At 63.1% G+C, this 24,915-nt stretch carries 28 protein-coding genes; 15 read left to right on the forward strand and 13 right to left on the reverse strand.

Features of this window, described 5'->3' with window-relative positions; genetic code table 11:
* Window positions 1-5: 5 nt before the first annotated feature.
* Window positions 6-461: an ATP-binding protein gene (locus AABD04_RS21325; protein WP_243596743.1), complete on the reverse strand. Its 456-nt coding sequence runs from the start codon at window positions 459-461 to the stop codon at window positions 6-8.
* 21 nt (window positions 462-482) lie between these two features.
* Entirely contained in the window at window positions 483-863 is a 381-nt protein-coding gene (locus AABD04_RS21330; protein WP_374230340.1) for an STAS domain-containing protein, read from the reverse strand.
* 80 nt (window positions 864-943) lie between these two features.
* Between AABD04_RS21330 and AABD04_RS21335 the strand changes: the two genes are divergently transcribed.
* Complete coding sequence (locus AABD04_RS21335; protein ID WP_243596744.1) at window positions 944-1,348, forward strand: fluoride efflux transporter FluC; 405 nt, start codon at window positions 944-946, stop codon at window positions 1,346-1,348.
* Window positions 1,345-1,710, forward strand: coding sequence for a CrcB family protein (locus AABD04_RS21340; protein WP_243596745.1), 366 nt, complete (start codon window positions 1,345-1,347; stop codon window positions 1,708-1,710). The genes AABD04_RS21335 and AABD04_RS21340 overlap by 4 nt, the downstream gene beginning before the upstream one ends.
* Before the next feature lie 10 nt (window positions 1,711-1,720).
* On the opposite strand, the gene AABD04_RS21345 is transcribed toward AABD04_RS21340, so the two are convergent.
* The 8 genes from AABD04_RS21345 to AABD04_RS21380 all read right to left on the reverse strand — a co-directional run bounded on the left by AABD04_RS21345 (window position 1,721) and on the right by AABD04_RS21380 (window position 8,029).
* The gene (locus AABD04_RS21345; protein ID WP_341442358.1) at window positions 1,721-2,296 is read right to left on the reverse strand and encodes a YdcF family protein; all 576 of its coding nucleotides are present in this window, start codon (window positions 2,294-2,296) and stop codon (window positions 1,721-1,723) included.
* A gap of 50 nt (window positions 2,297-2,346) precedes the next feature.
* Window positions 2,347-2,553, reverse strand: coding sequence for a hypothetical protein (locus AABD04_RS21350; RefSeq protein WP_243596747.1), 207 nt, complete (start codon window positions 2,551-2,553; stop codon window positions 2,347-2,349).
* 79 nt (window positions 2,554-2,632) lie between these two features.
* Window positions 2,633-3,367: a MerR family transcriptional regulator gene (locus AABD04_RS21355; RefSeq protein WP_341442359.1), complete on the reverse strand. Its 735-nt coding sequence runs from the start codon at window positions 3,365-3,367 to the stop codon at window positions 2,633-2,635.
* Window positions 3,368-3,447: 80 nt separating this feature from the next.
* Window positions 3,448-3,684, reverse strand: a complete 237-nt coding sequence (locus AABD04_RS21360; RefSeq protein WP_335740602.1) for a hypothetical protein — start codon at window positions 3,682-3,684, stop codon at window positions 3,448-3,450.
* A 20-nt stretch (window positions 3,685-3,704) separates the two neighbouring features.
* Window positions 3,705-5,228, reverse strand: a complete 1,524-nt coding sequence (locus tag AABD04_RS21365; RefSeq protein ID WP_341442360.1) for a flavin-containing monooxygenase — start codon at window positions 5,226-5,228, stop codon at window positions 3,705-3,707.
* The gene (locus AABD04_RS21370) at window positions 5,225-6,145 is read right to left on the reverse strand and encodes a ferritin-like domain-containing protein (protein WP_341442361.1); all 921 of its coding nucleotides are present in this window, start codon (window positions 6,143-6,145) and stop codon (window positions 5,225-5,227) included. Before AABD04_RS21370 ends, AABD04_RS21365 begins: the two co-directional genes overlap by 4 nt.
* A gap of 1 nt (window position 6,146) precedes the next feature.
* Window positions 6,147-7,025 carry an SDR family NAD(P)-dependent oxidoreductase gene (locus AABD04_RS21375; protein ID WP_341442362.1) on the reverse strand — a complete coding sequence of 293 codons (879 nt, stop codon included), beginning with the start codon at window positions 7,023-7,025 and terminating at the stop codon, window positions 6,147-6,149.
* A complete protein-coding gene (locus AABD04_RS21380) occupies window positions 7,022-8,029 on the reverse strand; it encodes an alpha/beta hydrolase (protein WP_341442364.1) in 1,008 nt (335 codons plus the stop codon). Before AABD04_RS21380 ends, AABD04_RS21375 begins: the two co-directional genes overlap by 4 nt.
* A 115-nt stretch (window positions 8,030-8,144) precedes the next feature.
* Between AABD04_RS21380 and AABD04_RS21385 the strand changes: the two genes are divergently transcribed.
* The 11 genes from AABD04_RS21385 to AABD04_RS21435 all read left to right on the forward strand — a co-directional run bounded on the left by AABD04_RS21385 (window position 8,145) and on the right by AABD04_RS21435 (window position 19,657).
* Entirely contained in the window at window positions 8,145-9,233 is a 1,089-nt protein-coding gene (locus AABD04_RS21385) for a ferredoxin--NADP reductase (RefSeq protein WP_341443106.1), read from the forward strand.
* Entirely contained in the window at window positions 9,233-10,054 is an 822-nt protein-coding gene (locus AABD04_RS21390) for an MlaE family ABC transporter permease (protein WP_423228172.1), read from the forward strand. Before AABD04_RS21385 ends, AABD04_RS21390 begins: the two co-directional genes overlap by 1 nt.
* Window position 10,055: 1 nt before the next feature.
* Window positions 10,056-10,922: an MlaE family ABC transporter permease gene (locus tag AABD04_RS21395; protein ID WP_341442365.1), complete on the forward strand. Its 867-nt coding sequence runs from the start codon at window positions 10,056-10,058 to the stop codon at window positions 10,920-10,922.
* A 37-nt stretch (window positions 10,923-10,959) separates the two neighbouring features.
* Window positions 10,960-12,207 carry an MCE family protein gene (locus AABD04_RS21400; RefSeq protein WP_341442366.1) on the forward strand — a complete coding sequence of 416 codons (1,248 nt, stop codon included), beginning with the start codon at window positions 10,960-10,962 and terminating at the stop codon, window positions 12,205-12,207.
* Window positions 12,204-13,229, forward strand: coding sequence for an MlaD family protein (locus AABD04_RS21405; RefSeq protein ID WP_341442367.1), 1,026 nt, complete (start codon window positions 12,204-12,206; stop codon window positions 13,227-13,229). Before AABD04_RS21400 ends, AABD04_RS21405 begins: the two co-directional genes overlap by 4 nt.
* On the forward strand, window positions 13,226-14,236 hold the full coding sequence (locus AABD04_RS21410; protein ID WP_341442368.1) for an MCE family protein: 1,011 nt from the start codon (window positions 13,226-13,228) through the stop codon (window positions 14,234-14,236). The genes AABD04_RS21405 and AABD04_RS21410 overlap by 4 nt, the downstream gene beginning before the upstream one ends.
* A complete protein-coding gene (locus AABD04_RS21415) occupies window positions 14,233-15,330 on the forward strand; it encodes an MCE family protein (protein ID WP_341442369.1) in 1,098 nt (365 codons plus the stop codon). The genes AABD04_RS21410 and AABD04_RS21415 overlap by 4 nt, the downstream gene beginning before the upstream one ends.
* 11 nt (window positions 15,331-15,341) lie before the next feature.
* Window positions 15,342-16,469, forward strand: a complete 1,128-nt coding sequence (locus AABD04_RS21420) for an MCE family protein (protein WP_341442370.1) — start codon at window positions 15,342-15,344, stop codon at window positions 16,467-16,469.
* Between the two features lie 14 nt (window positions 16,470-16,483).
* Window positions 16,484-17,623 carry an MCE family protein gene (locus AABD04_RS21425; RefSeq protein WP_341442371.1) on the forward strand — a complete coding sequence of 380 codons (1,140 nt, stop codon included), beginning with the start codon at window positions 16,484-16,486 and terminating at the stop codon, window positions 17,621-17,623.
* A gap of 44 nt (window positions 17,624-17,667) precedes the next feature.
* Window positions 17,668-18,246, forward strand: a complete 579-nt coding sequence (locus AABD04_RS21430; RefSeq protein WP_341442372.1) for a hypothetical protein — start codon at window positions 17,668-17,670, stop codon at window positions 18,244-18,246.
* Window positions 18,247-18,307: 61 nt separating this feature from the next.
* Window positions 18,308-19,657 carry an ABC1 kinase family protein gene (locus AABD04_RS21435; protein ID WP_423228243.1) on the forward strand — a complete coding sequence of 450 codons (1,350 nt, stop codon included), beginning with the start codon at window positions 18,308-18,310 and terminating at the stop codon, window positions 19,655-19,657.
* Here the strand turns inward: AABD04_RS21435 and AABD04_RS21440 are convergent.
* The 3 genes from AABD04_RS21440 to AABD04_RS21450 are packed head-to-tail and all read right to left on the reverse strand — an operon-like array spanning window position 19,641 to window position 22,785.
* Window positions 19,641-20,339, reverse strand: a complete 699-nt coding sequence (locus tag AABD04_RS21440) for a TetR/AcrR family transcriptional regulator (protein ID WP_341442374.1) — start codon at window positions 20,337-20,339, stop codon at window positions 19,641-19,643. The genes AABD04_RS21435 and AABD04_RS21440 overlap by 17 nt on opposite strands.
* On the reverse strand, window positions 20,336-21,157 hold the full coding sequence (locus AABD04_RS21445; RefSeq protein ID WP_423228173.1) for an alpha/beta fold hydrolase: 822 nt from the start codon (window positions 21,155-21,157) through the stop codon (window positions 20,336-20,338). The genes AABD04_RS21440 and AABD04_RS21445 overlap by 4 nt, the downstream gene beginning before the upstream one ends.
* Entirely contained in the window at window positions 21,154-22,785 is a 1,632-nt protein-coding gene (locus AABD04_RS21450; RefSeq protein ID WP_341442375.1) for a flavin-containing monooxygenase, read from the reverse strand. Before AABD04_RS21450 ends, AABD04_RS21445 begins: the two co-directional genes overlap by 4 nt.
* Before the next feature lie 188 nt (window positions 22,786-22,973).
* Here AABD04_RS21450 and AABD04_RS21455 point away from each other — a divergent pair, with 188 nt between their 5' ends.
* On the forward strand, window positions 22,974-23,273 hold the full coding sequence (locus AABD04_RS21455; protein ID WP_341442376.1) for a hypothetical protein: 300 nt from the start codon (window positions 22,974-22,976) through the stop codon (window positions 23,271-23,273).
* A 155-nt stretch (window positions 23,274-23,428) separates the two neighbouring features.
* A complete protein-coding gene (locus tag AABD04_RS21460; protein ID WP_341442377.1) occupies window positions 23,429-24,778 on the forward strand; it encodes a lipase family protein in 1,350 nt (449 codons plus the stop codon).
* Window positions 24,779-24,915 lie beyond the last annotated feature (137 nt).

The following is a 24,915-nucleotide window of genomic DNA, read 5'->3' on the forward strand; positions in this document are numbered from 1 at the left end:
TCGGCCTAGACCGCGTCCCAGATCATGTGCACGGTCGTACCGTTCTGGTCCGAGGTGACTGCGGCGCTGTCGGCAAGCGCCCGCATCAGCGGCACACCACGCCCGCGATTGGGATCGGAGTTGTGCGATGCCCAATCCCCGCGATCGGTCACACGCACGTCGATTCGCCCCTCCGCGGCACACGACACCCGAATGTCGAGAGTTCCGCGGTCGGTGTGATCGCGATATGCGTGCTCGACGCTGTTCGCTATGGCCTCGTAGGTGGCCAGCACCACGTCGTACGCACGATCGGCGTCGATGCCCACCCCGTTCAGCCAATCACCGAGCTCACGACGAAGCTCCGACGCTCGATCCGCGTCGGCGGGCTCGTCGGTGAACAGCAGTTCTTCCATTCGCGCACCTGCCGTCGAGATCGAACTGTCGGTACGTGAGTCGTCACCCCCGGAGAGAGTCGCCATCATGAATCCCGTCTACCCAAAAGTTCAGGATCTACCCGCATGAAGCGCAACGAATGCTTCGTCTACCGAAGCATAGATCCCGAAGACCTCGTCCAGACCGACGAGAGTGAGGGGACGACCGGTCGCCGGACCGTCCGCGACCACCGCAAACCCGGCCGATCCACCCAGTTGCTGATGCGTCGACGCCAACAGAGACATTCCGGCGGACGCGAGAAATCCCACATCACTGAGATCGATCACCACCGCCGTCGGCGACTTCTCGAGCACGAGCGCAACGGACTCGGACAGATCAGGAGCCGTCACGAGATCCAATTCACCGGACACGGCCAGAACTACGTCCTGATCACGCCATTCCACCATCACATCGAAGTGCTGGGGCCCAGGGCCCATATCGTCCGCAGTCACACGAAGACTTTACCCCGGCCCACCTTGGCCGACTTTCTTCCGCTCAGCCGAGTTGCCGCACTCCCATTAGGCTCGCTTCGATGATCGAAGGACTGCAAGACGCGGACCGCCGTCGTTCGGTCGGCGAGTACGTCGCGGTCACGGTCGGCGGCGCGGTCGGTGCGGCGCTGCGATACGAGGTCTGGACGTGGCGGGCGACGCCGAGGTGGCAGTTGATGAGCACGTTCGGAGTCAACGTGTTCGGATGTCTCGTCGTCGGGGCGGCGCTCGGCTACCTCTGGAGCCGACCCGCTCCGGTTGCTCGTGCAGGAGTATTCGGCCTGGCGTGCGGTTTCACCACGTTCGGCCTGTACGCGTTTCAGGCGGTGACGCATCGCGGGGCGTGGAATTCGGTGCTGTATCTGCTGGGGACTCCGGTCGTGGCCCTGATCGCGATGGCGCTCGGAGCCGCGATCACCAAGCCGAGGCCGAGCAGCATCCGATGACGACCATGCTCCTGGTGGCCGCCGGAGGCGGGCTCGCTGCGCTCGGGCAGTTCGTGTTCTCGTACGCGATCAGGTCCAGGCGACGGTTGTCCGCACTCAATCTCGTGGCGTGCGCGGCGTTGGGGTTGGTGTTCGCTCTCGATCCACCGGACCGGTTTCGTTCGCTCGTGGGCATCGGATTTCTGGCGTCGGTGGCTCCGTTGGCCACGGTGGTACTGGCTACGCTTCGGCTCACCCGCAAGCAGCAGTACCGCAGCGCTGCAACGTTCTTCACTGCGAACATGGTGGGTGGTATCGCTGCGGTGATGTTCGGATTCCTGGCGTGGAAGTCCGGCATCACGCTCTATCACAAGATTTTCTGACTCGGCTCCGTCAGTCGCTCGCCGAGTCCTCGCACGGCCCCTGCACTCCGGCCTTGACGAATCCCGCGATTTGATAGAGATACGTGAATTCCCATTCGACGAGGGAGAAGTCGTAGGCCCGTGGCGTCGGACGCATGGTGACGGTGCCGTCGAAGCATTGATCGAAGATGTAGCGGGCGCGAGGTAAGTGGTAGCGCCACGTGACGACGATGACGTGGTTCCATCCGCGTTCGCGGGCGAGTTCCTGGGTGAAGATCGCCTCTCCCCGTGTGGTCGAGGGCACCGGCGGAATGCAGAGAACCTCGAACTGCGGCGAGGACGTCGCGCACGCTTTCTTCATCGTCGGATCGGCGGATCCGTAGGGATCGGAGAGCACAACCGTGTTTGCGAGACCTTGCTCGGCGAGCGAGATTCCGTACGCCTCGCGGCCGTCGTGCTCACCACCCAGTACGACGATGGCGTCGGCCGAGGTCAGAGGATCGACGCGAGCCTTGGTGAACGCGACGTAGCCGCCGACGCCGATGAGCGAGACCAGGACAACAGGGATCGCGAAGGCGAGAAACAGCAACAAGCGTCCACGGAACACCTCACCAGGTTAGGGAAGGTGCACTGCGGGCGCGCGGTCAGAGACTCGTATCACTCACTCGGCTGAGGCACGTTGACGTTGCAGTCCGTGACCTCGGGGTTGACGCCGAAGTAGTTGAGCGGTCCTGCGACGACAGTGAGAGCGATGGTGCCCGCTCCGCCGCAGTTCTCCGGAGCGCTCTCGAAATATCCACGCTGGTACGACGCGAATGCGCCGACGATCAGCCAGACGAGAACGATCAGTGTTACGAACCTCATGGTGCCCCCTTAGGCGGTCAGCCGCCGTTCGGCTGTCGAGAGTCAGGTATGTCCGATTGTCGCAGTCTTCAAACCGCGACTACTCGTTCTGCCTCGACAACGTCTGTGACAGATAGTCACTCAGTGCCTGTTCCTGGACCCGATCGAGGGCGCGGGCCAGCTCTGCCTGCGCAGATTTCATCGCCAGGCTGCGCATCTTCTCGAACATCTCGGTTGTTTCGGCCACCTCTCCCGACTTGGGGAGCCAACCCGGACCGTGTTGCGCGATCAGGTGGTCGGTCACGCTCCCCACCATCGACTCGGCGATCGCGTTCATCTTCGACGCGGTCCTCTCGTGCTGGTCGAGCAGCTGCTCCAACGTGAAGCCGTACTGGCTCAGATCGAGAAAGACCTCGAGAAGTGTCGGATCGAGAATCTCGCACTGGTCACCGTCGATCCTGATCAGTTTTGCTTCGATGAGTCGGGCAACGATGGCGTCGTTGTCCTCACCGAGAAATTGAGCGATCAGTTCGACGGGAATGACCGTGGTCTCGGCCGACGACCACTTGCGGGTCACGATTTCCTGCAGGCCCAGGATTTCTTCCAGGTCCTTGCCCTGCTCCCAGCCCGAGAGGAAATCCGCGATGTGTGCCGAGGTGAACCCTCGTTGCAACAGCGAGTCGATCACCTTGAGTCGAGTCAGGTGATCGTCGTCGTAGATACCGACGCGCCCGCGGAGAGTGGGCGGCGGCAGCAGTCCGCGTTCCTGGTACGCCCGCACGTTGCGGGTGGTCGTCTTGGCCTCTCGGGCCAAGTCGTCGATTCGATACTCCACCGAGCTCCCTACCTCCGCCGCGCGTCGACCCTCAGGATATACGTCGACCACGCGGCGGAAGGGGGACCCGGACACGAACGTCATCGCAACGGAAGCGTGCTCTCGTGCAATGCGTTCACTTGGTGCGCCATCGTCTCGACCAGATCGAGCGCACTCAGTTTGGCGTCGAGCATGGTCAGGACTTCCTGCACTCTCGCCAACGTCACGGCCACCTCGTCGAGAGTTCCGTCGACACGGCCGAGCACGTCGTCGACATTGCCGAGCGCCTTGTCTGCGCGGCCGATCAGATCGGCCGGGTTCTTGGGGAGAAATCCCATGGTCGCTTCTTTCGTGTAATTCAGGAGTGGGCGACGGCCCGTGCGGGTTCCCGCGGCAGGTCGACGCGACGCGGAACCATGGTGAAGTCGCCCTGTTCGACACCTCTGAGTTGGTTGACGTACTGGGTGGCGAAACCGGGGAACATGGTGGCGTTGAAGCCATCCTCGGTGAGATACCAACTGCTGCAACCGGAATTCCAGGTCGTCTTGGCCAGTTTGCGCTGCATGTCCTCGTTGTAGGCATCCTGGACGTCCTGGCGCACGTCGGCGCTGTGCAGATTTCCCTCGAGCACCAGGGAGATCGCCTCGACGATGTAGTCGATCTGCGCCTCCATGTACACCAGCGCCGAACTGTGTCCAGGGCCGGAGTTCGGACCGAACGTGAAGTACATGTTCGGGTAACCCGACACCGCAATACTCTTGTACGCCTTGGCCCCTGCGCTCCATTCGTCGGCCAGCACGCGGCTGTCACGTCCGGTGATCGGTATGGGGGTCCCGGTGTTGGACACGTCGAACCCGGTGGCGAACACGATGGCGTCGAACTGATGCTCGATGCCTTCCACGGTTCGAATGCCCTTGGGCGAGAGCGTCGCGATCGGCCAGGTCACCAACGTGCAGTTGGGCTTCTGCAAGGCCGGGTAGTAGTCGCTGGTCATCAACAGTCGCTTGCAGCCGGCCCGAAAGCGGGGGGTCAACTGACGGCGCAGCCACGGATCGCGAACCTGAGAACGCAGGTGGGCGCGTCCGACCAGTTCGACGATGCGCGTCAACGGCGTCTTCCACACTACGCCGAGGGCCACGGACTCGTGGCCCCAGAACCACAACGAACGCGCCAGTGTCTGCGTCTTGGGGTATCGCGCATAACGACGCTTGGTGCCGGCCTGCGTCTTTCGATTGACTCGGGGCAGCGTCCAACCCGGGGTACGTTGGAAGACCTTGACCGTATCGGCGATCTTCACCAGTTCGGGAACGATCTGCACAGCGCTCGCTCCGGTTCCGACGACGGCGACCTTCTTACCCTCGAAGTCGTAGTCGTGGTCCCACCGAGCACTGTGGATCTTGTGCCCCTCGTAGGTGTCGATGCCGCGAATGTTCGGCAGGCTCGCATTGGCAAGTGGACCCGACGCCATCACCACAGTGCGCGCCCGAACATCGGCGTGCCCGTCGATGCTCAGGTGCCAATGCCCGGACGCCTCGTTCCAGATGATGTCGACGACGTTGTGCCCGAATCGAATACGAGATTCGATGTCGAACTCGCCGACCATCGTGTGGATGTAGTCGAGAATCTCACCGCTACCGGAGTAGGTGTGCGACCAGTTGGGATTGGGCGCGAAACTGTACGAGTACAACCTCGACGGTATGTCGCAGGCTGCGCCCGGATAGGTGTTGTCGCGCCAGGTTCCACCGACCGCGCTGCCGCGTTCGAGAATGACGAAGTTGTCGATTCCGCTGTTGCGCAGTCGGATAGCGGTACCGATTCCGGCGAATCCCGCACCGACGATCACCGCGTCGAGTACCCCTTCGCGCACATCGAACTCGCTCATGCGACGGGCTCGTAGGTCAGTTCCTTGGCCCAGGTGGGCTCGGAATTGAGAGTCTTGCTCGGGTACCGGCGAGTGAGCTTCACCAGGCCGTCCGCAAGAATGTGGTACGGGTGCTTACGGTTGATCACGATGCTGCCGTGCCACTGCACGATTCGATACATCGGCACTCGTAGCGCCTCGGGACTGCGCTGCCCCACGCTGCGGAATCTTTTCATCGCGGTGTAGAGGCGTTCTTCGTCGACACCCATCTCGACGATGTTGTCGCGCATCTTGTTCAGCAGCGGGATGTACCGCAGCGTGCCGACGATCAGTGCCGGATTCATCCACGCCCCGACGGTATCGACCAGAATCTTGCGCATCCGCGAATGCCCGAGAAGCTCGATCACGGCGAAATCGACTGCCAGATGCCGTGATTCGTCGGAGTTGATCTTCTTGAAGACTGCCTGACACACCGGATCGTCGATCTCGTCCATGATGAACTTGACCAATGCACCGTCCAGCGCGACCTCGAGCATGGGAATCACGGTTCCCAGCACGGCCAGGGACAGCCCGTCCGAGTGCTTGTCGAGCCAGTCGATGACGAGCTTGACGTTGATGTTGGGCTCGGGCATCTGGTCGCCGTCGAGCATGCCCCAGCGTCGCATGAGAGCGAGCTCGGCATTGGCGTGCTTCTGTTCTTCGGCGTGGAAGTAGCGGTAGATCTCTGCCAGCGTCTCGTTCGGGGCCTTGAGCGCCATGGCCGCGAAGCCCCGAGCGCCGACGTTCTCGATCCACATCAGATCGGACATGAAGGGCTTGAGCTTGGCGTGCAGTTCCGGGCTGATCGTCTCCGCACCCGGACCGTCCCAGTCGATATCGGCCAGGGCCCATTGACGGTCCTTGATCTTGGTCAACATGTCTTCGAAATCCATTGCCATGTCAGGCTCCTGTAGTTGTCGAGGTGAGGGATTCGTTCTTCGCCGGCTCCTGCTCGGCGGGCATCACACGATTGAGCAACCCGAGAAAACGCACGTACACCGCGGGCAGCAGTCTCTTGAATCGCCAGACGGCCTTGGCGTCGAACTGGGGAACGACGTAGAGCCGACCCTTGTCGAATGCATCGAGTGTTCGGGCAGCGATCTTGTCCGGTGAGCGTCCGGTCCAGCGCATCGCGAACTCCGCCAGCCGTGACGAACTCGCGGTGATCCGGCCATCGACGGCAACGTTGGTCTTGACGAACGTGGGGCACAGAACCGATATCCGCACACCGGTACCCGACAATTCCGCCGCCATCGTTTCCGACAGGCTCATCACTGCGGCCTTGCCGACGTTGTACGGACCCATCAGCGGGGCTGCGGCAAAGCCTGCGGCGGATGCAACATTGATTATTCCGCCCTCACCGGCGGCTCGAAGCGCAGGAGTGAACGCCTCACAGCCGTGGATCACGCCCCACAGGTTGATCCCCAAGGCCCAGTTCCAGTCCTCGAAGCCGATGTCTCCGACCGGCTTTCCACCGATTCCGACGCCTGCGTTGTTGATGAGTACCGTGGTGGGTCCGTCGAATTCGATGCCCGCACGAAGCGCCAGTTCCTCGACGTTCTCGCGTACCGACACATCGCACTCGACGGCGTATCCGGTGGCACCCAGTGCCTGCACCATCGCTACCGTCTCCTGTGCGCGCGGCAACGAGATATCGGCGCACATGACGACTCCTCCGCGTCGAGCCAGCTCGAGGGCGAAGGCCCGGCCGATACCACTGCCTGCGCCGGTCACTACCGCTCTCGACCCGTACGAGGGTTTTCCGGTCTTGCTTCTCATCGACCTACCTGTTCCTTCGAATCATATTGCACTACTTGGCTATCGAGCGCGTGGGTGATGAACTCGGCGGCGTGTCCGAGCGCGTGAGCGGCCTCAGGGATCAGCCGCGGGAGAGCCTGGAACACGTGCATCTGATCGGGCCAGATCTCGAGTTCGCTTCGTCCGCCTGCCGCCTCGATCATCGTGTGCAGGTGTCGCGCATCGCCTCGCAGCATCTCGGTTCCGCCCACCTGGATGAGCGTGGGTGGCAGATCGCGCATGCGGGCGAGATCGAGCCGCAACCGCGGAAGGCTCGAGTCGTGACCGTCCGTGTAGAGCGCCACGAGTCCTCGCGCTGCCTTCGCCGAGATCATCGGATCCTTGCGCGTGCGCTCCATCCGCGCCGAGAGCTCGAAGTCGAGATCCACCAGCGGCGAGAACAACACCATCGCGCCGGGCTGCGGCGTTCCGGTCCGGTCGTTCTCGATGAGCAGGTCGGCGGCGAGATGACCGCCGGCGGAGTCCCCGGCGATGACGATGTTCGCCGCGTCGTACCCCTGGCCGAGTAGCCAGCGGTAGGCGGCTTCGAGGTCGTCGGCGGCAGCGGGAAACGGGTGTTCCGGGGCCAACCGGTAGTCGACCGTGAACACGGGCAGGCCGGTAGAGCCGGACAATCGCGCGGTCAGGCCACGATGGGTCCGTGCCGAACAGATGACGTATGCACTGCCGTGGATGTAGAGAATCACCCGAGGCCCCGGGGCCAGTCCGTGCGCGCGCACCCATTCCCCGCGCACCGGGCCGTCGGCGACGAGGTCCACTCTCGTCCCCTTCGGAACGGGACCGAAGAGGTTCATCGAGGTGGCGACGAGGCGTCGGGAGAACTCGATGCCGCCTCGAGACGTCGGAAGCAGGTTGGTGATCGGACGCAGAGTCAGTCGAGTCATCAAGGCAGCCAGCCGAGTTCGTCGGGAACCCGCTGCGAAGACACCGCGAGGCAGGTAGTCGTGGTTTGTGCTGGAAGTCACCTCGTCACCTTCACTCGCTATTCGCCATTTGTCAATGGCCTATTAATTAGTGGTCCAGTGTGCAAGAGTGACGACCGACACAACGAAGCCAGACGGAAGGAGGGAGTACGTGACGATGTTCGGGAACGCAGCACCGGCAGACCTCGATGCGTCTGCCGTCGATCATGAGGACAGAATCTTCGAGTTGGAGATCGCCGAGGTGACCCACGAAACCGACGATGCGATCTCCCTCGGCTTTGCGGTTCCCGAGCACCGGGAACCGCACTTTCGGTACGAGCCCGGGCAATTTCTCACTCTCGAGATCCCCTGCACCGACGGCGGATCGGTTGCCCGCTGCTACTCCTTCTCGAGCTCCCCGGTCCGCGACCCGTACCCCACCGTGACCGTGAAGCGACTCCAGGATGGGGTCGCGTCACACTGGTTGCACGACAATGCTGTTCGCGGGATGAGGCTCAAGGCATTGAGGCCGTCGGGCATGTTCGGACCCGAGAGCTGGGACGCCGACTTCGTCCTTCTGGCCGCAGGCAGTGGAATTACCCCGATGATGTCGATCATCAAAACTGCTCTGTTGCGGCACGAGAACCGGATCACTCTGGTCTACGCCAACCAGAACCGCGACTCGGTGATTTTCGCGGAGCAACTGACCGAACTGCAGTCCCGTTTTCCCGATCGTCTCGACGTTCACCACTGGTACACCTCGGACTCGGGGCTACCCACCGCTGCCGGACTGGCCTCGCTGGATGCACCAGTTCCGACCGAGTGCGAGGCCTTCCTGTGCGGCCCTCCGCAGTACATGAACGTTGCCGAGGAGTGGCTCGCCCGCACCGGTACGACGGCGCACAGAACACATCGAGAGGTGTTCTCCTCCTTCGACGCCAATCCGTTCCGGGCCGGCGACGCGCAGGCGTCCGAGGAACCGGATGCGAACTCCGTCACCGCTCAGGTCGAGATCGACGGAATCGATACCGAGTTCACCTGGAATGCGAACACGAAGCTGCTCGACCGGCTCCTCGAACTCGGTCTCGACGCGCCGTACGTCTGCCGCGAAGGAACCTGCGGCGGATGCGCCTACACGCTCACCGAAGGCACCGTGACGATGCTCGCGAACGAGACGCTCGACGAGCACGAGATGGAACACGGGGTCCGCCTGGCATGTCAGTCGGTGCCCGAGTCCCAGACGGTCCGAGCGGTGTTCGACCGCTGATGCCCAACGTGATGGGCCGGATGGCCTCGAATTACCTTCGGCAGCACCCCGTTGTCGCGGTCTCCACTTTCGGTCGCCAGATGGGGATGGGTGTCAGGGCCGGGAGATCACTGACCTCGGACATCGTCCACCGGACGTTTCCCTTCGCCGAGTTCATCCGCCAATGTGCGTTCATGGCAAGCACATCGGTCATCCCGACCTTGCTGGTCGCGATCCCCTTCGGAGTCATCGTGTCGGTTCAGGTCGGTGCCATCGCAGGCCAGGTCGGTGCCACCTCGTTCGCCGGTGCCGCGAACGGTCTCGGCATCATTCGTCAGGGTGCGCCGTTGGTGACCGCGCTGTTGATGGCCGGGGCGGTCGGGTCGGCGGTGTGCGCCGACTTGGGTTCTCGTACGATCCGAGACGAGATCGACGCGATGAAGGTCATGGCGATCTCGCCGTTGCAACGGCTGGTGGTGCCACGGTTTGCCGCAGCGATGTTGGTCAGTGTATTGCTCTGCGGCAGTGTGTGCTTCGTAGGATTCATCACCGGCTACATGTTCAACGTCTTCGTCCAATCCGGTACACCGGGTAGCTATCTGGGTACGTTCGCGGCCTTCGCCACCATCGGCGATCTGGTGCTGGCTCTGATCAAGTCCGTCGTGTTCGGCGCGATCGTGGCAATAGTGGCCTGCGACAAGGGATTGACCACTCGCGGTGGGCCCGGCGGTGTGGCCAACTCGGTCAACGCGGCAGTAGTCAGTTCGGTGATCCTGCTCTTCGCGGTCAACGTCCTGTTCACCCAGCTCTACACCATCGTGTTTCCGGCTCGGTTGGTCTGACATGGCCACTCGCTACACACCGCCGCTGCTACGCCCCCTCGTCGGCGCGGCAAACGCCGTCGTCGCTGCACCCACCCGCTCCCTGGCCACACTGGGCCACCAAGCTACGTTCCTCAGCCGATCCGTGGGCTCGATGCCGTACACGCTGCGTCGACATCGACCCGAGCTGTGGCGTCTGCTATCAGATGTGAGCTGGGGAAACGGTGCCATTGTCGTCGGCGGCGGCACTATCGGCGTGATCGTTCTCCTCGGTGCTTTTGCCGGAGCCACCGTCGGCATCGAGGGCTACACCGCATTGAACCTTCTCGGCATGGGCCCGTTGACCGGAGCAGTGTCCGCGTTCGGCACCACTCGCGAACTGGCACCCCTGATCGCCGCGATCGGCTTCGCCGCTCAGGCCGGCTGTCGATTCACCGCGCAGCTCGGTTCGATGCGCATCGGTGAGGAGATCGACGCGCTCGAGTCACTCGCGATCGACCCTCTGGCCTATCTGGTCAGTACCCGCATGATGGCTGCGGTGATCGCGATTCTGCCGCTCTACGTCCTCGGCCTCAGCGCGAGTTACCTGACCGCCCAGATCGTGGTCGGAGTGCAGAGCGGTCAATCCGCGGGTACGTACCTGCACTACTTCCATTCGTTCCTCTCGGTCCAGGACGTCCTGTACTCGGTGACCAAAGCTGTTGTCTTCGTTCTTCTCACGACGATCATCCAGTGCTACTACGGGTACTACGCGACCGGAGGCCCCGAGGGTGTCGGGGTGGCGGCAGGCAAGGCCATTCGCACCAGCATCATCGTCGTCATCTTCGTCAATACCTTGATGACCCTTGCGATGTGGGGATCCGATCCCGGCATCAGGATCTCGGGATAGGGGCGGCATGTTCGACGTGGGAGGACGGGCACCATCGATGTCCACGCTGGTTTTTCGGGGCGTGTGTGTGTTCCTGGTGTTCAGCGTGATCGCGGGGCTTCTGCTGGCGCGCTACACGGGCATCTGGCGCAACACCGTCGACGTCGTCGCGTCGATGCCCTCGCTCGGTGACGGTCTGCCGCAGAATGCGGACGTCAAGTTCCGCGGAGTTCTGGTCGGCGCGGTCGGCGGGGTGGACAGTGATCCCGGAGGCTCGAGCACAGTGGAGATTCGATTGAATCCCGCACGCGCCGAGACGATCCCGAACACCGTCACCGCGAGGGTGGTGCCCAGCAACATCTTCGCCGTTTCCTCGATCGAGTTGGTGGACACCGGCGGCGCAAGCAGCATCCAGGCGGGCGCAACCATTCCGGGCGACTCCTCACGAGAAACACTGGAGCTGCAGACCGCGATGACGAGTCTGCGCAACGTGCTGACCGCCATCGATCCCGAGAAGTCGAGTTCGGTGCTGTCCACGCTCGCCGACGCTCTGGACGGCCGCGGTGCATCGATCGGCTCCACCATCTCGACAGCCAGTGAGTACCTGACCACACTCCGAGCCGAGATGCCGGATCTCACGTCCGATATCGACCTGCTCGACACCTCGATCGGCAGCCTGAGCAGAACGGCACCACAGTTGTTGGACACCTTGGAAAGTTCACTGATTCCCGCCGCGACCATCGCGGAGAAGCGGGATCAGCTGACGCAGTTTCTGACCAGCGCAGCGGGTGCGACGACCAGTCTCGACGCAGCTCTGGCCCCCAACCTGTCCGGGGCCATCACGTTGGTTCGAGACCTGAATCCCGTGCTGGGCGCTCTGGCCGTCAATGGAGACGATCTTCCTGCCGGTGTGCGGGCGTTCGGAAAGACTCTGGAGGGCTTCAACCGCGCGTTCACCGGACCCAACGGCCGCTTGATCTGGTCGATCGACATCACGGCGACTCCTTTCACTCCGTACTCCAGGGACGACTGCCCCCGATACGGCGACATGGCCGGGGCAAGTTGCACCACAGCACCGTCGTCTCGAGCCTCGGACTACGACGCACTGAGCGGTACGGGTGTTTCGGCGGAGGGTATCTCGTACTCGCCGGGCAACATCGGATCCGTCGGCAGCGACGACGAGAGGGCCGCGATCGGCGACGTGATGGGTAGACCTGCCGACGCCACCTCGGTCATCCTGCTCGGACCATTGCTGCGCGGGCAGACCATCGCGATCGACAACGCCGATCAGGTCGGTGCACCATGAAGTCGATTCGCAGGCCACTCATCGGGTTCAGCATCTTCATGGTTCTGGCCATCGCGGTGACCACGTTGATCTGGACCACTCTCGGCCGTGCGGTCGCAGGCGACACCGACACCTATTCGGCTCTGTTCGAGGACGCATCCGGACTGCAGAGCGGCGACGACGTCCGGATCGCCGGCGTGCGGGTGGGGAAGGTAGAAGTCGTATCGCTCGACGGCCGTATGGCTCGAGCGCGGTTCGTCCTCGAGCGAGGCCAGACGGTGTACGAGAACACGACAGTCTCGATCAAGTACCAGAACTTGATCGGCCAGCGTTACCTGGCACTCGACACCGCCGGGCAATCCACCGGGTCGGTCCAGCCCGGTTCGACCATCGGGACCGATCGCACCGAGCCGTCGTTCGATGTCTCTGCTCTCCTCAACGGCTTTCAGCCGCTGTTCAGCGTGCTCGATCCCCAGCAGGTCAACTCTCTGTCCGAGTCCATCGTGCACACCCTGCAGGGCGACGGTGTCTCGATCAGCGCTCTGGTGGTTCAAAGCACCTCGTTGGCAGCGGAATTCGCAGAGAAGGACGACATAATCGGTCTCATCGTGGCCAACCTCGGCACGGTGTTGGCCGACGTTGCCGACCGAGGTGACGAGACCGCGGCCCTGCTCGAGTCCACACAGAGATTGATGACCGATCTCAACGCACAAGCAGGACCTCTTTCCGCCGCCGTGCGCACGATCGGAGACACCGCCGGTCCTGTCGCCGAGATGGTGGACGATGTGCGGCCCACGCTGGCGGGCACGATCGACCAGCTCGGTGCGACCACCGATCTCGTGAACGGCGACGGCGCCCAGCTGCGCACCTCGATCGGGCTACTCCCCTCCGTACTCGCCTCGTTCGCGCGAATCACCGAGAACGGCAGCTTCATCAACATGTACGTCTGCAATCTGGATGTCAGCTTCGCCGGATTACTTTTTCCACCAGGTGTTTTCAGCCAGGTCGGCGGTAACGCACAGTCGGAGGTCTGCCTCGAATGACATCACTACCGGCCCGTATCCGGGCCTCCGTACCGACGATGTCCCGCGACTTCTGGCGCGGCACCGCCGGCTGCGTGGCGCTCGTTCTGCTGTTCGTTGCGGTGATCGGTTACCAGCATGCAGGTGTCGGCAATCGCACGGTCGACGTCCTCTTCGCCCAGTCCGCCGGACTCAGGGTGGGTGACGATGTACGCGTCGCCGGAGTATCCGCCGGAAAGGTCGATTCCCTCGAGCTGACAGGCGACCACGTCACGGTCGTACTCGAGGTGGACGACAACGTGGGGCTGGGGGCCGACACCGAAGCCGAAATCAAGCTGTCCACCATTCTTGGGTCGCGCTATGTCTCACTCATCCCCGATGGTGACACTCCGTTGGGCGAGCGCCCGATCGATCTGTCGCACAGCACAGTTCCCTTCGATCTGCAGAAGGCGATCCAGACCGGCACACCGGAGATCGAACAGATCGACGCGGCAACAGTGCGCGAATCACTGACCACTGTCGCCGATCAACTCGAAGGAACTCCGGAACTGACCGGGCAGGCATTGGACAGCATCTCTGCCCTGTCCGAAGTGATCGCCGACCGTCGCGACCAGATAGCGGCACTGCTCGACGACGCCGACCGGGTGACGGCGCGATTGTCCGAGAACAGCGCGTCCCTGATGTCACTGCTGGGCCAGGGTGCCGCACTCGCGGGATCGATTGTGGCGCAACGAGGTGCAGTGGCCAATCTGATATCGGCTACCGATGCCCTCACCGCCGAGCTCGACAGCGCGTTGTCCGAGAATCACGCTGCCATAGATCCATTGATCGGTGAATTGACCGCGCTGAGTCAGGGATTGGCCAACAACGACGACACGCTGCGGCGAGTCTACGAGGGGCTCCCCGTGACGGTCCGGCAGATGACGAATGCATTCGGCAACGGTCCCTATGCCGATATCGCGACTCCGTGGTCGCTGCTGCCGGACAACTGGTTGTGCTCCGCCCAGGTTGTACAGGGGTGCCGATGAGCACCCGAACTCGTGTGGTCGCCGTGTTCGTGTCGGCAGTGTTGGTGTCGAGCGCCGGCTGCGGTGTGCCCGGATCTCTCTCGTCCGTCACTGGTTCGACCATCACGATCACTGCCGATCTGGACAACGCAGCCGGACTCTACGAGGGAAACGAGGTTGCGGTGTTGGGCATGTCGGTAGGAACGGTCGACAGCATCGAGGCGCAGGGTTCACACGTACGCATCAGCATGACAGTCGACGGGTCGGTGCCACTGCCTGCCGATCTCGACGTCGCGACCATCTCGACGTCGGTGGTGACCGATCGCCACGTCGAATTGACCCCGCCCTACACGGGAACCGGGCCGCTACTCGAAGACGGCGCGCACGTACCGTTGGCCCGCACTCACGTACCGGTCGAGATCGACAGGGTGCTGGCCGCGGTAACCGAACTGTCGACCACTCTCGCGGACAGCAGCGACCGCAACCGGCCGATAGCGGACCTGTTGGCGGTGACGAACGATGGTTTGACGGGCAACGGTGCCAAGATCCGGTCCACGCTCGACGATCTGTCCGCGGCGTTGGCGGTCGGGGTGGACAACGAGGATTCGTTGACTCGCCTGATCACCTCGGTCAGCGAACTGACTCGTGTTGCCGCAGAGAACGATACGCAGATTCGTGACTTCTCGACGAATATGGCGCAGTTGATCGGCGAAGCCGGAGATCAGTCGGCCGCTCTCGGAGACACTGTCGCACAGGTCAATCGGCTCACCAGTCAGCTGACGGGACTGATCGATACGAATCGGGACTCTTTCCCGGCGCTGTTCGCCAACTTGCAGACTGCGGTCTCGGGGCTGACCGATCACGGTCGTGAACTGTCCGAGACGATCGATACGGCACCGACTCTGTTCCGCAATCTGGAGAACGCCACCGACCCGGTCTCGAAAGCCCTGCGGGTGCACTTCCTCACCGACAGAACGATATTCGACACCGAACTGGTCAACCAATTCTGCCAGCGGATCCAACTGAAGTCGGAGGGCTGCAGAACCGGTCGCGTCTACGACTTCGGACCGGATTTCGGGATCTCGGCCGCGCTACTGGGGTTGAGTCAGCCGTGAAGTACTGGACGATGCCCATTGTCGCCGTTTCGGCTGCCACGCTTCTCGTAGGCTGCAGCACCACACTCGAGGATCTACCGCTCCCGACTCCGGGAGTCGGTGCCGACTCGTATCGCATCGACGCGGTGTTCACCGATGCGTTGAACCTTCCGCAGCAGGCGAAGGTCAAACTCGGCGGCGTCGACATCGGCCAGGTGCAGGAGATCGCCGCCGAGAACTACACGGCGCGAGTGCAGATGGCCATCCGCGCCGGCGTGAACCTTCCGGTCGACGTGCGGGCCGAATTGCGACAGGCGACGCCACTGGGCGATGTATTCGTCTCGCTGTCGTCGCCCAGCTCGGGCTCCGATACCTCTCGGTTGCAACCGGATTCGACCATCGCTGTCGCCTCCACCTCAGCGGGCGCGAGTGTCGAGGAACTGCTTGCCTCGGCGTCTCTCGTCGTCAACGGCGGCGGTGTGAGCAGACTGCAGACCATCATCACAGAACTGGACACCGCGATGGCCGGTCGCAGCGCCGATGCGTCGAACATTCTCACCCAGTTGACGGCCACGGTGACCGAGCTGAACGAGCGCACCGATCGGATCGATTCGATGCTGAACCGGACGCAGGAGCTCAGTTCGATCCTGGGTGCCAGAACCGAGGCGATCGATGCGATCGCGCAGCAGTTACCTGAACTCACCCGTACCCTCGCCGACAACAGCAAAGGCATCACCGACGTCATCACGGCCGCGGGCGGTGCCGCCGACAAACTCGGAACCTTCACCGATGAAACAGGTCCGGCGTTGCGCGAGCTGCTGGTCGGTGCCGAGCAGACGTTCTCGTCCGTTGCGGCGATCGGCGACGACCTCGACGTGGCCATGAAGCAACTCGAGCAGCTCGCACCGAAGCTGACCTCGAACACCAAGGGGAATTCCGTCGCGATCTACGTTCGGCTCTCGTGGCTGAGCCTCGCGGCACTGAACGATCCGGCGAGCCATTGGCCGGGAACCAAGGATGGCGAGGACTTCGTCGGCAGCCTCACCGACACCTTGAATCGTGTGTACGGTCGCGTGACCGGACAGGGGCTCACGCCGGCCCCGACCGTCGAGCTGCCCACTCCCACCGGTACGCCGAACAGCGGCGAGGCCGGCCGATGATCCTGCGACGCTGGGTGAATCGACATCGTGTGTTCGTCTCGAACACAGCACTCGCGCTCGTCCTTCTCGTGGGGGCGGCGTACCTGACCATCGGAGCGTTGCGCATCGACCCGTTCGCGAACGACTATCGCGTCACCGTGCGACTCGACGCATCCGGAGGGGTGCAGGCCAACGGAGACGTCTCGGTGCGTGGTCAACGAATCGGAAGCGTCGCTTCCGTCGACATCACCACCAGTGGTGTCGAAGCGCAGCTGGACATCTCGGCGGGCCACCTCGTTCCGGCCGACGGCACCGTCGTGGTGGCGGCGTTGTCCGCTGCGGGCGAGCAATACATCGACTTCCGCCCCGATTCCGACGAGGGTCCGTATCTGCTCGACGGCGACGTGGTCGACCAGGATCGGACAACCACTCCGGTTCCGTTCGCGACGATGTTGGTGAGCGTCACCGATCTGGTGAGCCAGATCGATCCTGCACAGTTGTCGTCGATCATCGACGAGCTCGATGCGGCGACTGCGGGTGGCCCCGCGCAGCTGCAGGCGATCATCGACGGCGGCGGCGCACTACTCGCCGGTCTGGATTCCGTTCTACCCGAGACGATCACGCTGATTCGCACCGGCCGGACGTTTCTGCAGACCGTCGGCGACATCGAGCCCGATCTGACTCGACTCGCTCTCGGCGGCACGGCGCTCGCCGATCAGTTGGCAGCGTCCGACGCCGAGATCCGCGCTCTCCTCGACGACACACCTGCCCGGCTCGATTCCGCCAGGGCGGTCATCGGCGAGAACCGCAACGCCGGTGGGGATCTGCTGAAGAACCTGGCCCGCATTGCCAGGACTGCTCGCCTGCACACACCCGCGATCGAGGCGCTGTTCCCGGCGATGTCGGCGGGCGCAGGCGTATTCGGTCTCGCCAGCCACGACAACCAGCTCAACGTCGTCGCCGACCCCTATCCGAGACCCACCTGCGACTACCTCAACCCCACTGTCTCGCCGTCCATCGCTGCGATGGCTCCGCCGCTGAAGTACATGTACTGCAACAGCACCGACCCGGAGATACAGGTTCGCGGCGCGCAGAACGTTCCTCGTCCGCCCGGTGACAACACCGGCGGTCCCCCCGCCGGGGCTACCGGGCAGGAGCGGACGTCCGGCGGCTGACCGGTCCCCCGAATCATCCCAGTCTTCGCAACGAAGGAGTTCACATGACCGACCTGAAAACCGACGACCCGATACCGGACGAAAAAGTGGACGAGATCCCCGCGGAGCCCGCGGTGCGGGCCGGCGCACGCCGGCGGCCGTCGGCAGTGGTGTCGGCGCTGGCGCTGGGGCTGATCGCCGCGATCGCCTGTGCGGGCGTCTTCGCGTACCAACTCGAACACCGACGCTCGCTCGACACCTCCCGCGCCGAGGCCGTCGATACCGCTCGAACCTTCGCGATCACCTTGTTCACCTACAGTGCAGATACGTTCGACACCTACGTCGACGACGTATTATCTGGTGCCACTGGTGCATTGGCTGATACGTTTACCGAGACCAGCAGCGATTTGCAGGCGACTCTGGTGGAGGCCGGTGCCACATCGACGGCGCAGGTCCTCGACATCGCTGCGAAGTCCACCGCGGTCGACCGGGTGGAAGTGTTGGTGATCATCGATCAGACGGCCTCGAATGCCACGGTCACCGAACCGCGTCAGGCGGTGAATGCAGTGGTCATGACGCTCGAAAAGCAGGAAGACGGTAGGTGGTTGACCAGTGACGTCGCCAATCCCAACTCCGGGCAGTAATTCGGGCGACGCGTTCTCCCCTGGCCCGTACTCGGACGGCCCGCCTCCCGAAGCCCTCGAAATCGAGTACCCGGACCTCACACATTTCGGACTCGAGGAGTTGGGCCGCGCCGCCTGGATCACCGTCGTTCTCGTTGCGGCCGCAGCTATTGCCGTCATCCGGTGGCCGGTGTCCTGGCTCGCCAAACGCCGTCGCTTCACGGTGGCTCTCGCCGAGGGTGTGGTGAAGGGGTTCGAGGCGCTGGGGCCGACGTTCGTCAAACTGGGCCAGTTCATGGCGTCGTCGCCCGGCGTGTTTCCCCCGGTTCTGGCCGATGCATGTCTACGACTGCTCGACGGTGTCCCACCCGTCCCGGCGCACAAGGCTCGCCGCACGGTCGAGCGCGACCTCGGTGGCAGCATTGCAGAGCTGTTTCGATCGTTCGACGACGTGCCTCTCTCGGCTGCATCTGTGGCGCAGGTACACGCCTGCGTGCTACCCGACGGCCGCGAAGCGGTGGTGAAGGTGCAACGGCCGGAGATTCGCCGTCGCATGCGGGTCGATCTCCGGGTCGCCTACACCGGAGCCGCGTTGCTGGAGAGATTCTTCGAGTTCTTCCGTATAGCGAATGCGACGGCTGTCGTCCGCGATCTCAACGACCTGACGGCCCAGGAACTCAACAGCGCAGCAGAAGCGCTGCGCCAGGAACATTTTCGCGACAATCTGTACGTGTTCGGGGACAATCCCCACGTGATGGTTCCGGAGATCTTCTGGAGCCATTGCGGACCTCGGGTGATCTGCATGGAGCGAGTTCGCGGCACTCCGGTCGGCCGGATCATGTCGAACGGTCTGGCCACGGTCGACTCGGAGCTACAGCTTCGTCGGGGCGTGAAGGTATGGCTGGAAGCCGTTGTGCTGCACGGTCCGTTCCACGGAGATGTGCACGCGGGCAATCTGTGGGAGCTGGACGACGGACGGGTCGGATTCCTCGACTTCGGGATCGTCGGTGAATTGCCCGAAGAGTGGCGCGACGTGTTGCGCGAAATGTTCCGTGCATCCCTGTTCGACGGTGATTACACCGAGGCCGCGCGACGCATCCGCATGCTGGGCATCACCGAGGGAACCACATTGGGCGACAAACTGATCGGCCTCCAGTTGCGAAAGCTGTTCGAGCCGGTTCTCGGCCGAGGGGCCGGCCGACTGGATCTGAGCAGGCTGGTCGCGTCGCTCGTGGAGACCGGCAGGCGCTGGGGCGTCGCGACGCCGGAAGAGTTGGTCCTGTTCGGCAAGCAACTGGGCTACTTCGAAAGATACTCGGCCACACTGGCTCCCGACTGGATACTGGGTCGAGACCTCTTCCTTTTCCGAAACATCCTGCCGGACGAGGTCGCTGGCGCGGCCCTTGCTCGAAACATCACGCTTCCCGACTGAAGCCTCGAGGTTCGGCAACCAACGAGTGAGGTGACGACGTGAACGTTGCGGCGGATCCCGCGGCGCGTGCTATCCCCGCGATACCACCCCACACCATCATGGTGAGGTAGTCGATGAGCTCATCGGCCGACATGGTCCGATCGAACATCCACCAGTGCGAAGCCAACCGGACCGCGCCGATCATGGCGAAAGCGATCGGCATGGAGCCGGCCGTCGAGAACTCTCGCTCTCGAAATCTGTCGGCGATGACGGTGGACAGCAACTCTGCGATCAGTTCTTCAGACGCGGTGACGATGTCCTGATTGCCGCCCACGGCGTTGTTGGCATGGACGTAGATATAGATCTCGGGATCGGTGGCGACGGTCGTGACGTAAGCAGCGATCACTGCGCGGGTGAGGTGATATTCGTCGAGGTCCTCGGAGATCGTGTCCCGGATCCGCGGCACCAGTGCGGTCTCGACGTATCGCGCCATGGCAGCGTCGGCGAGACCCTTCTTGTCGGCGAAGTGCTTGTACAGAACGGTCTTCGAAACGCTGTTCGCAGCGGCGATGTCGTCCATCCCGATGTCGTGCCCATGCCGACGAATCGCGGCGAGGGTGCAATCGAGTAATTCCCGCCGCCGCGTGATCCGGTGGTCGCGCCACCGGTGGCTTCGCCCGTCGACCTTCTCCGGCACGCTCACCCCGACTGCGAGACGGTTCGTGATCCCCTCAACAGAATCGACGCCACCAGTTCCGGATCGTCCGACATCGGCACGTGTCCGAGCCCGGGATACGTCGTCACGTCTGCTTGCGGAAATGTTCGACGCACGAGGGGTGCCTGATACACCGGCAGGACCCAGTCGCGACGGCCCCACGCGACCGTGACGGGAACACCCTCGTCTACTGGAACGCTGAAGCGCGGCACTGCGTTTCCGGCCGCGTCTATCGCGCGGTTGGTGGTGATGCTGAGTGCGTCGATCGTGGCCGCTTCCACGGGAACTCGCCACGGCTTGGCGTAGAACACACCGTTGGCAATCGTGCGTCCGACGACCGAACGCATGACGGTGGGGGCGATCGGGGCGATGACTCGCGACAACGTTCGCAGTAGTCGGAAGACGAGCAACGCGCGGGTCTGATCCCAGTGTCCGCGAAAGAATCCGGCCGGCGAGAGCGCGGTCGCCGAGGCGACCGACCCGCGGGCGGCGAGCTCCATCGCGAAGTATCCCCCCAACGAATTACCAGCCACGTGCGGCTTCTCACCATCCACTGCAACGTACTCGAGGAAGCGCTCGAGCTCGGCCACGATCCACGGCCCCAGATCGAATTCATCGGTGGGCAAGTCCGGTGACGCGCCGTGGCCGGGCAGATCCACCGTCACCACTCGTCGATGCCGTGCCAATGTCTCGACGACACTGTCCCACGCATGTTGCCGGTGGACGATGCCGTGGATGAGTACGAGCGTAGGCCCCTCACCCCGGATCGTGTGCGCGAGGGTCAGTCCATCGATGTCCGAAGTCACTGCATACCAATCTTTCTCGGCCGGATGCTGTGCACGTTTGTGACATCGGATCCCACAAGACCTGTGTCCGCCGCTCGGCCGAAGGTCATCGATTCCGTCAGATCGTCGAAACGTGCGTCGATTCTGTCCAGAATATAGTTCTGGCGCACCGACCAGGGACGTTCGGTCCCCGATTTGGGTAGCTCGTTCAAGGATCGCGTGACGTAACCGGAGGCGAGGTCGACAACCGGACGAGAGTCCACATCCTTACCCTGCCGATCCGGGATCGCATGGGTGTATCCGTGTGATCGCATGTACACCAAAAGTTTTGCTACTGCCTGCGCCGTCATGTCGGCTTTGAGCGTCCACGATGCGTTGGTGTACCCGATGGACCAGGCAACGTTGGGTACGTCCTCGAGCATGTGACCCTTGTAGACGAACTTGTCGTGCACCTCGAGCCGCTCACCGTCCAGTGAGAGCTCGATACCTCCGAACGCTTGCAGCTTCAATCCCGTAGCGGTGACGATGATGTCGGCCGGGATCTCGTCACCTGATTCCAACTTGATCCCGTCGGCGGTGATCTCTGCGATCTTGTCGGTCACCACGGTGGCTCGACCGGAGCGAATCGCCTTGAAGAGATCGCCGTCGGGTACGACGCACAGCCGCTGGTCCCACGGGGCATAGGCCGGCTTGAAGTGCTTGTCGACGTCGTATCCGCGCGGCAGCTGAGCCTTCGTCATCGCACGGAACACCCTGCGGGCCGTCTTCGGCGCGCGTCGACACAGCTGATACGAGCCGACCATCAACAGTGCATTGCGCCACCGCAGTGCACTGTGCGCCAGGGAGTCCGGCAGTACACGCTGGGTGAGTGTGGTGAACGGATCGGTCATCGGCAGTGACGCAATGTAGGTGGGTGAACGCTGCAGCATCGTCACCGACGCGGCGTCTGCCGCCAGCGAGGGCACCAATGTGATTGCGGTTGCTCCGCTCCCGATCACGACGACCTTCTTGCCGGTGTGGTCGAGACCTTCCGGCCACTGCTGGGGGTGTACCACCTGCCCGCTGAACTCCTCGAGCCCGGGAAGATCGGGGGTGTACCCACCCGAGTAGTCGAAGTAGCCGGTGCACAGGAACACGAATCGACTGCGGTAGGTCGTGGGAACACCGTTCGTCAGGGCGTCTACCGTCCACAGGTCCGTCGAGGAGTCCCAGTTCGCGGCCGTGACCATGGTCGAGAAATGTGTGTGCTCGTCGATACCGTTGGCGGAGGCGGTATCGACGATGTAGTTGCGAATGTCTTCGCCATGAGCCAGCAGAGTGTCCCCCTGCCACGGCGTGTGTGGGAACGAGAACGTGAAGATGTCACTGTCCGAACGAATTCCGGGGTACCGGAACAGATCCCAGGTACCACCTGCTCGCTCCCGGCCTTCGAGGATCGAGTAGCTCAGGCCCGGGGCCATCTGCTGCAGGCGAAACGCTGCTCCGATTCCCGATATACCGGCACCGATGATGAGAACGTCCTTGAAATTGTCTCCGATACCGTCGAACTCGGGCCATCGACCTGGGCTTTTCGTCACGCCAACCCTCACTGTCTCGCCGAACACCATCGCCTTCTCGCCGACGAGCAGCGACACCGCGACTATCACCATTTAATGTGCCATTGGCGAATGGCTATGTCAATTGGGTAGGACCGCCCGGTCCTGCGTCTTCGACGGAGTACCTCCTCGCCGCGCTACACGCTGCACACACGTCGATAACCTGGTACCGTGCCATCAATCTATGAACCATCGGAAAATGGTTCATATGCAGAATTCGCATTGGCGAAAGCAGGTGCACGATGTGGCTCATCGTTTACATCGCTTTTCTTCTGTGGTTGGTCGCGTCGACCGTGCTCGCCGTGCGCATGGGGACTGCCATCTCCCGCAGCAGCCTCGAGGACGAGGCCGCCGAGCTGCGTCGACTCTTCGGGAAAGCCCCGAAAGAGCAGCACAAGACCGACGTTTCGGAGACCGCAGCCGATCCGACGATCGTCGCACCGAGACTCTCGTCGAGCGACCCCCTCGGGAAAGATCGGCCCACCCGCGCCATTCGCCGACACGATGGGCAGGCTGCACCAGGTGCACCGAACGGCCATTGAGCCGCGGACGCCGGACCCTACAATCGACGCACCTCGAGGGCGGCGAACACCGCGAAATCTAGGCAACGCAACAAAATTCCTGTGCTATCTTACCCAGCGGTAACAAACACGTGACGCGCCTCACAATTCGAGGCGTGCGAGTCGGGGGAGATCGAATGGTTGGTTCAACACTGCGGAGACTGTTGGCGATTGCCTGCGTCGGGGCGATAGGAGCTGTCGCGGCACCGACGGCAACAGCTGCGCCCGTTCAGGATTCGTTCTTCGAGTACTCCGGTGCGGCTGCGCTCGCGGACCTGGAGCCCGGAGCCGTGCTGGCGACTCGGACCGTCCCGTATCACGTCGTGAACGTGCCGACGCCCCTGCAGGCGATCCAGATTCTGTACCGCTCGACGGACTCACAGGGTCGTCCAGCCGCCAACGTCACCTCGGTTCTGCGGCCACCGAATGCGCAGCCCGACAAGGTGGTTGCCTACCAATCCGCCTACGACTCCCTCAATCCCGACGACAGCCCCTCGCGAGCCATCGCCGGTGACACACCGTTGCTCGAACTGACGCCGAGCGGCCGGAACGTTGCGGTCGGCGGTGTGGTCGCCTCGGCAGAGGCGGCCGTTCTGGCACCACTCCTCCTGCTCGGGTACACCGTTGTCGTTGCCGATACCCAAGGGCCCACAGCGAATTTCGCAGCTGGTCCCGAATACGGGCAGATGACTCTCGACTCGTTGCGGGCATCCCAACGAGTGCCGGAAACGGGTATCGGCCAGAACGCAGAGATCGGACTGATCGGGTATTCGGGCGGTGCGATCGCGACGAACTGGGCATCGATTCTCGCCCCCAGCTACGCGCCCGACATCAACGACAACCTGATCGGTGCAGCCCAGGGCGGACTGCTGGTCGATCCGGCCAAGAACCTGCGCTACATCGAAGGAAGTATCGGGTGGGCAGGCGTCGCAGGAATGGCCATCATCGGTCTCGGCCGTGCCTACGACATCGACTTCACTCCCTATTACAACGACCGCGGACGCGATCTGTTCGCGCACGTGGACGACGCCTCGATCCTGAACGTCCTGTTTCAGTATCCCGGCCTGAGGTGGTCGGACGTGGTCGTACCGGAGTACGCCGACCCCAACTCGGTCCCCGAGTTCGTCGACGTGGTCAACAAGATCAACATGGGACAAGCTCCGATTCCCACGATCCCGATGTTCGTAGCGCAGGCATCGAACGGCATTCTCGAGGGCACCCTGCCCGGGCCGATGGGGACCGGACCCGGTGACGGTGTCATGGTGGCCGGTGACGTCCGCACTCTGATGAACAAGTACTGCGACGCAGGTCTGTCCATTCAGTACGACGAGTACAACACCATCAGCCACACCGTCGGCGCGGCTCTGTGGCTTCCAGGCGCGTTGGCATGGTTGACGGATCGATTCGCAGATCGGCCCGCTCCGAGCAACTGCGGCCGAATCGCTCCGGGTAACTCACTTGCACCGCAGGAGCATTCGCCTCGCTGACACAACCACCGCGGGCGGCCGTCGGCCGAGGCGTGACACCGAAACACGCTCGACGCGATCGTGCGCGTAATGCCATCCCGCCAATCCGGGATGGCATTACGCCTCCTACAGCGGCACGGCGTCCCGATGCTCGATCG

The sequence above is a fragment of the Rhodococcoides navarretei genome, assembly GCF_038069675.1.
GTDB classification, from domain to species: Bacteria; Actinomycetota; Actinomycetes; order Mycobacteriales; family Mycobacteriaceae; genus Rhodococcoides; species Rhodococcoides navarretei.

Coding starts and splice junctions, on each gene's coding strand:
- AABD04_RS21325 (WP_243596743.1), bottom strand. CDS start 461: ATGATGGCGACTCTCTCCGGGGGTGACGACTCACGTACCGACAGTTCG.
- AABD04_RS21335 (WP_243596744.1), top strand. CDS start 944: ATGATCGAAGGACTGCAAGACGCGGACCGCCGTCGTTCGGTCGGCGAG.
- AABD04_RS21340 (WP_243596745.1), top strand. CDS start 1,345: ATGACGACCATGCTCCTGGTGGCCGCCGGAGGCGGGCTCGCTGCGCTC.
- AABD04_RS21350 (WP_243596747.1), bottom strand. CDS start 2,553: ATGAGGTTCGTAACACTGATCGTTCTCGTCTGGCTGATCGTCGGCGCA.
- AABD04_RS21360 (WP_335740602.1), bottom strand. CDS start 3,684: ATGGGATTTCTCCCCAAGAACCCGGCCGATCTGATCGGCCGCGCAGAC.
- AABD04_RS21365 (WP_341442360.1), bottom strand. CDS start 5,228: ATGAGCGAGTTCGATGTGCGCGAAGGGGTACTCGACGCGGTGATCGTC.
- AABD04_RS21370 (WP_341442361.1), bottom strand. CDS start 6,145: ATGGCAATGGATTTCGAAGACATGTTGACCAAGATCAAGGACCGTCAA.
- AABD04_RS21375 (WP_341442362.1), bottom strand. CDS start 7,025: ATGAGAAGCAAGACCGGAAAACCCTCGTACGGGTCGAGAGCGGTAGTG.
- AABD04_RS21385 (WP_341443106.1), top strand. CDS start 8,145: ATGTTCGGGAACGCAGCACCGGCAGACCTCGATGCGTCTGCCGTCGAT.
- AABD04_RS21390 (WP_423228172.1), top strand. CDS start 9,233: ATGCCCAACGTGATGGGCCGGATGGCCTCGAATTACCTTCGGCAGCAC.
- AABD04_RS21395 (WP_341442365.1), top strand. CDS start 10,056: ATGGCCACTCGCTACACACCGCCGCTGCTACGCCCCCTCGTCGGCGCG.
- AABD04_RS21400 (WP_341442366.1), top strand. CDS start 10,960: ATGTCCACGCTGGTTTTTCGGGGCGTGTGTGTGTTCCTGGTGTTCAGC.
- AABD04_RS21405 (WP_341442367.1), top strand. CDS start 12,204: ATGAAGTCGATTCGCAGGCCACTCATCGGGTTCAGCATCTTCATGGTT.
- AABD04_RS21410 (WP_341442368.1), top strand. CDS start 13,226: ATGACATCACTACCGGCCCGTATCCGGGCCTCCGTACCGACGATGTCC.
- AABD04_RS21415 (WP_341442369.1), top strand. CDS start 14,233: ATGAGCACCCGAACTCGTGTGGTCGCCGTGTTCGTGTCGGCAGTGTTG.
- AABD04_RS21420 (WP_341442370.1), top strand. CDS start 15,342: ATGCCCATTGTCGCCGTTTCGGCTGCCACGCTTCTCGTAGGCTGCAGC.
- AABD04_RS21430 (WP_341442372.1), top strand. CDS start 17,668: ATGACCGACCTGAAAACCGACGACCCGATACCGGACGAAAAAGTGGAC.
- AABD04_RS21450 (WP_341442375.1), bottom strand. CDS start 22,785: ATGGTGATAGTCGCGGTGTCGCTGCTCGTCGGCGAGAAGGCGATGGTG.
- AABD04_RS21455 (WP_341442376.1), top strand. CDS start 22,974: ATGTGGCTCATCGTTTACATCGCTTTTCTTCTGTGGTTGGTCGCGTCG.
- AABD04_RS21460 (WP_341442377.1), top strand. CDS start 23,429: ATGGTTGGTTCAACACTGCGGAGACTGTTGGCGATTGCCTGCGTCGGG.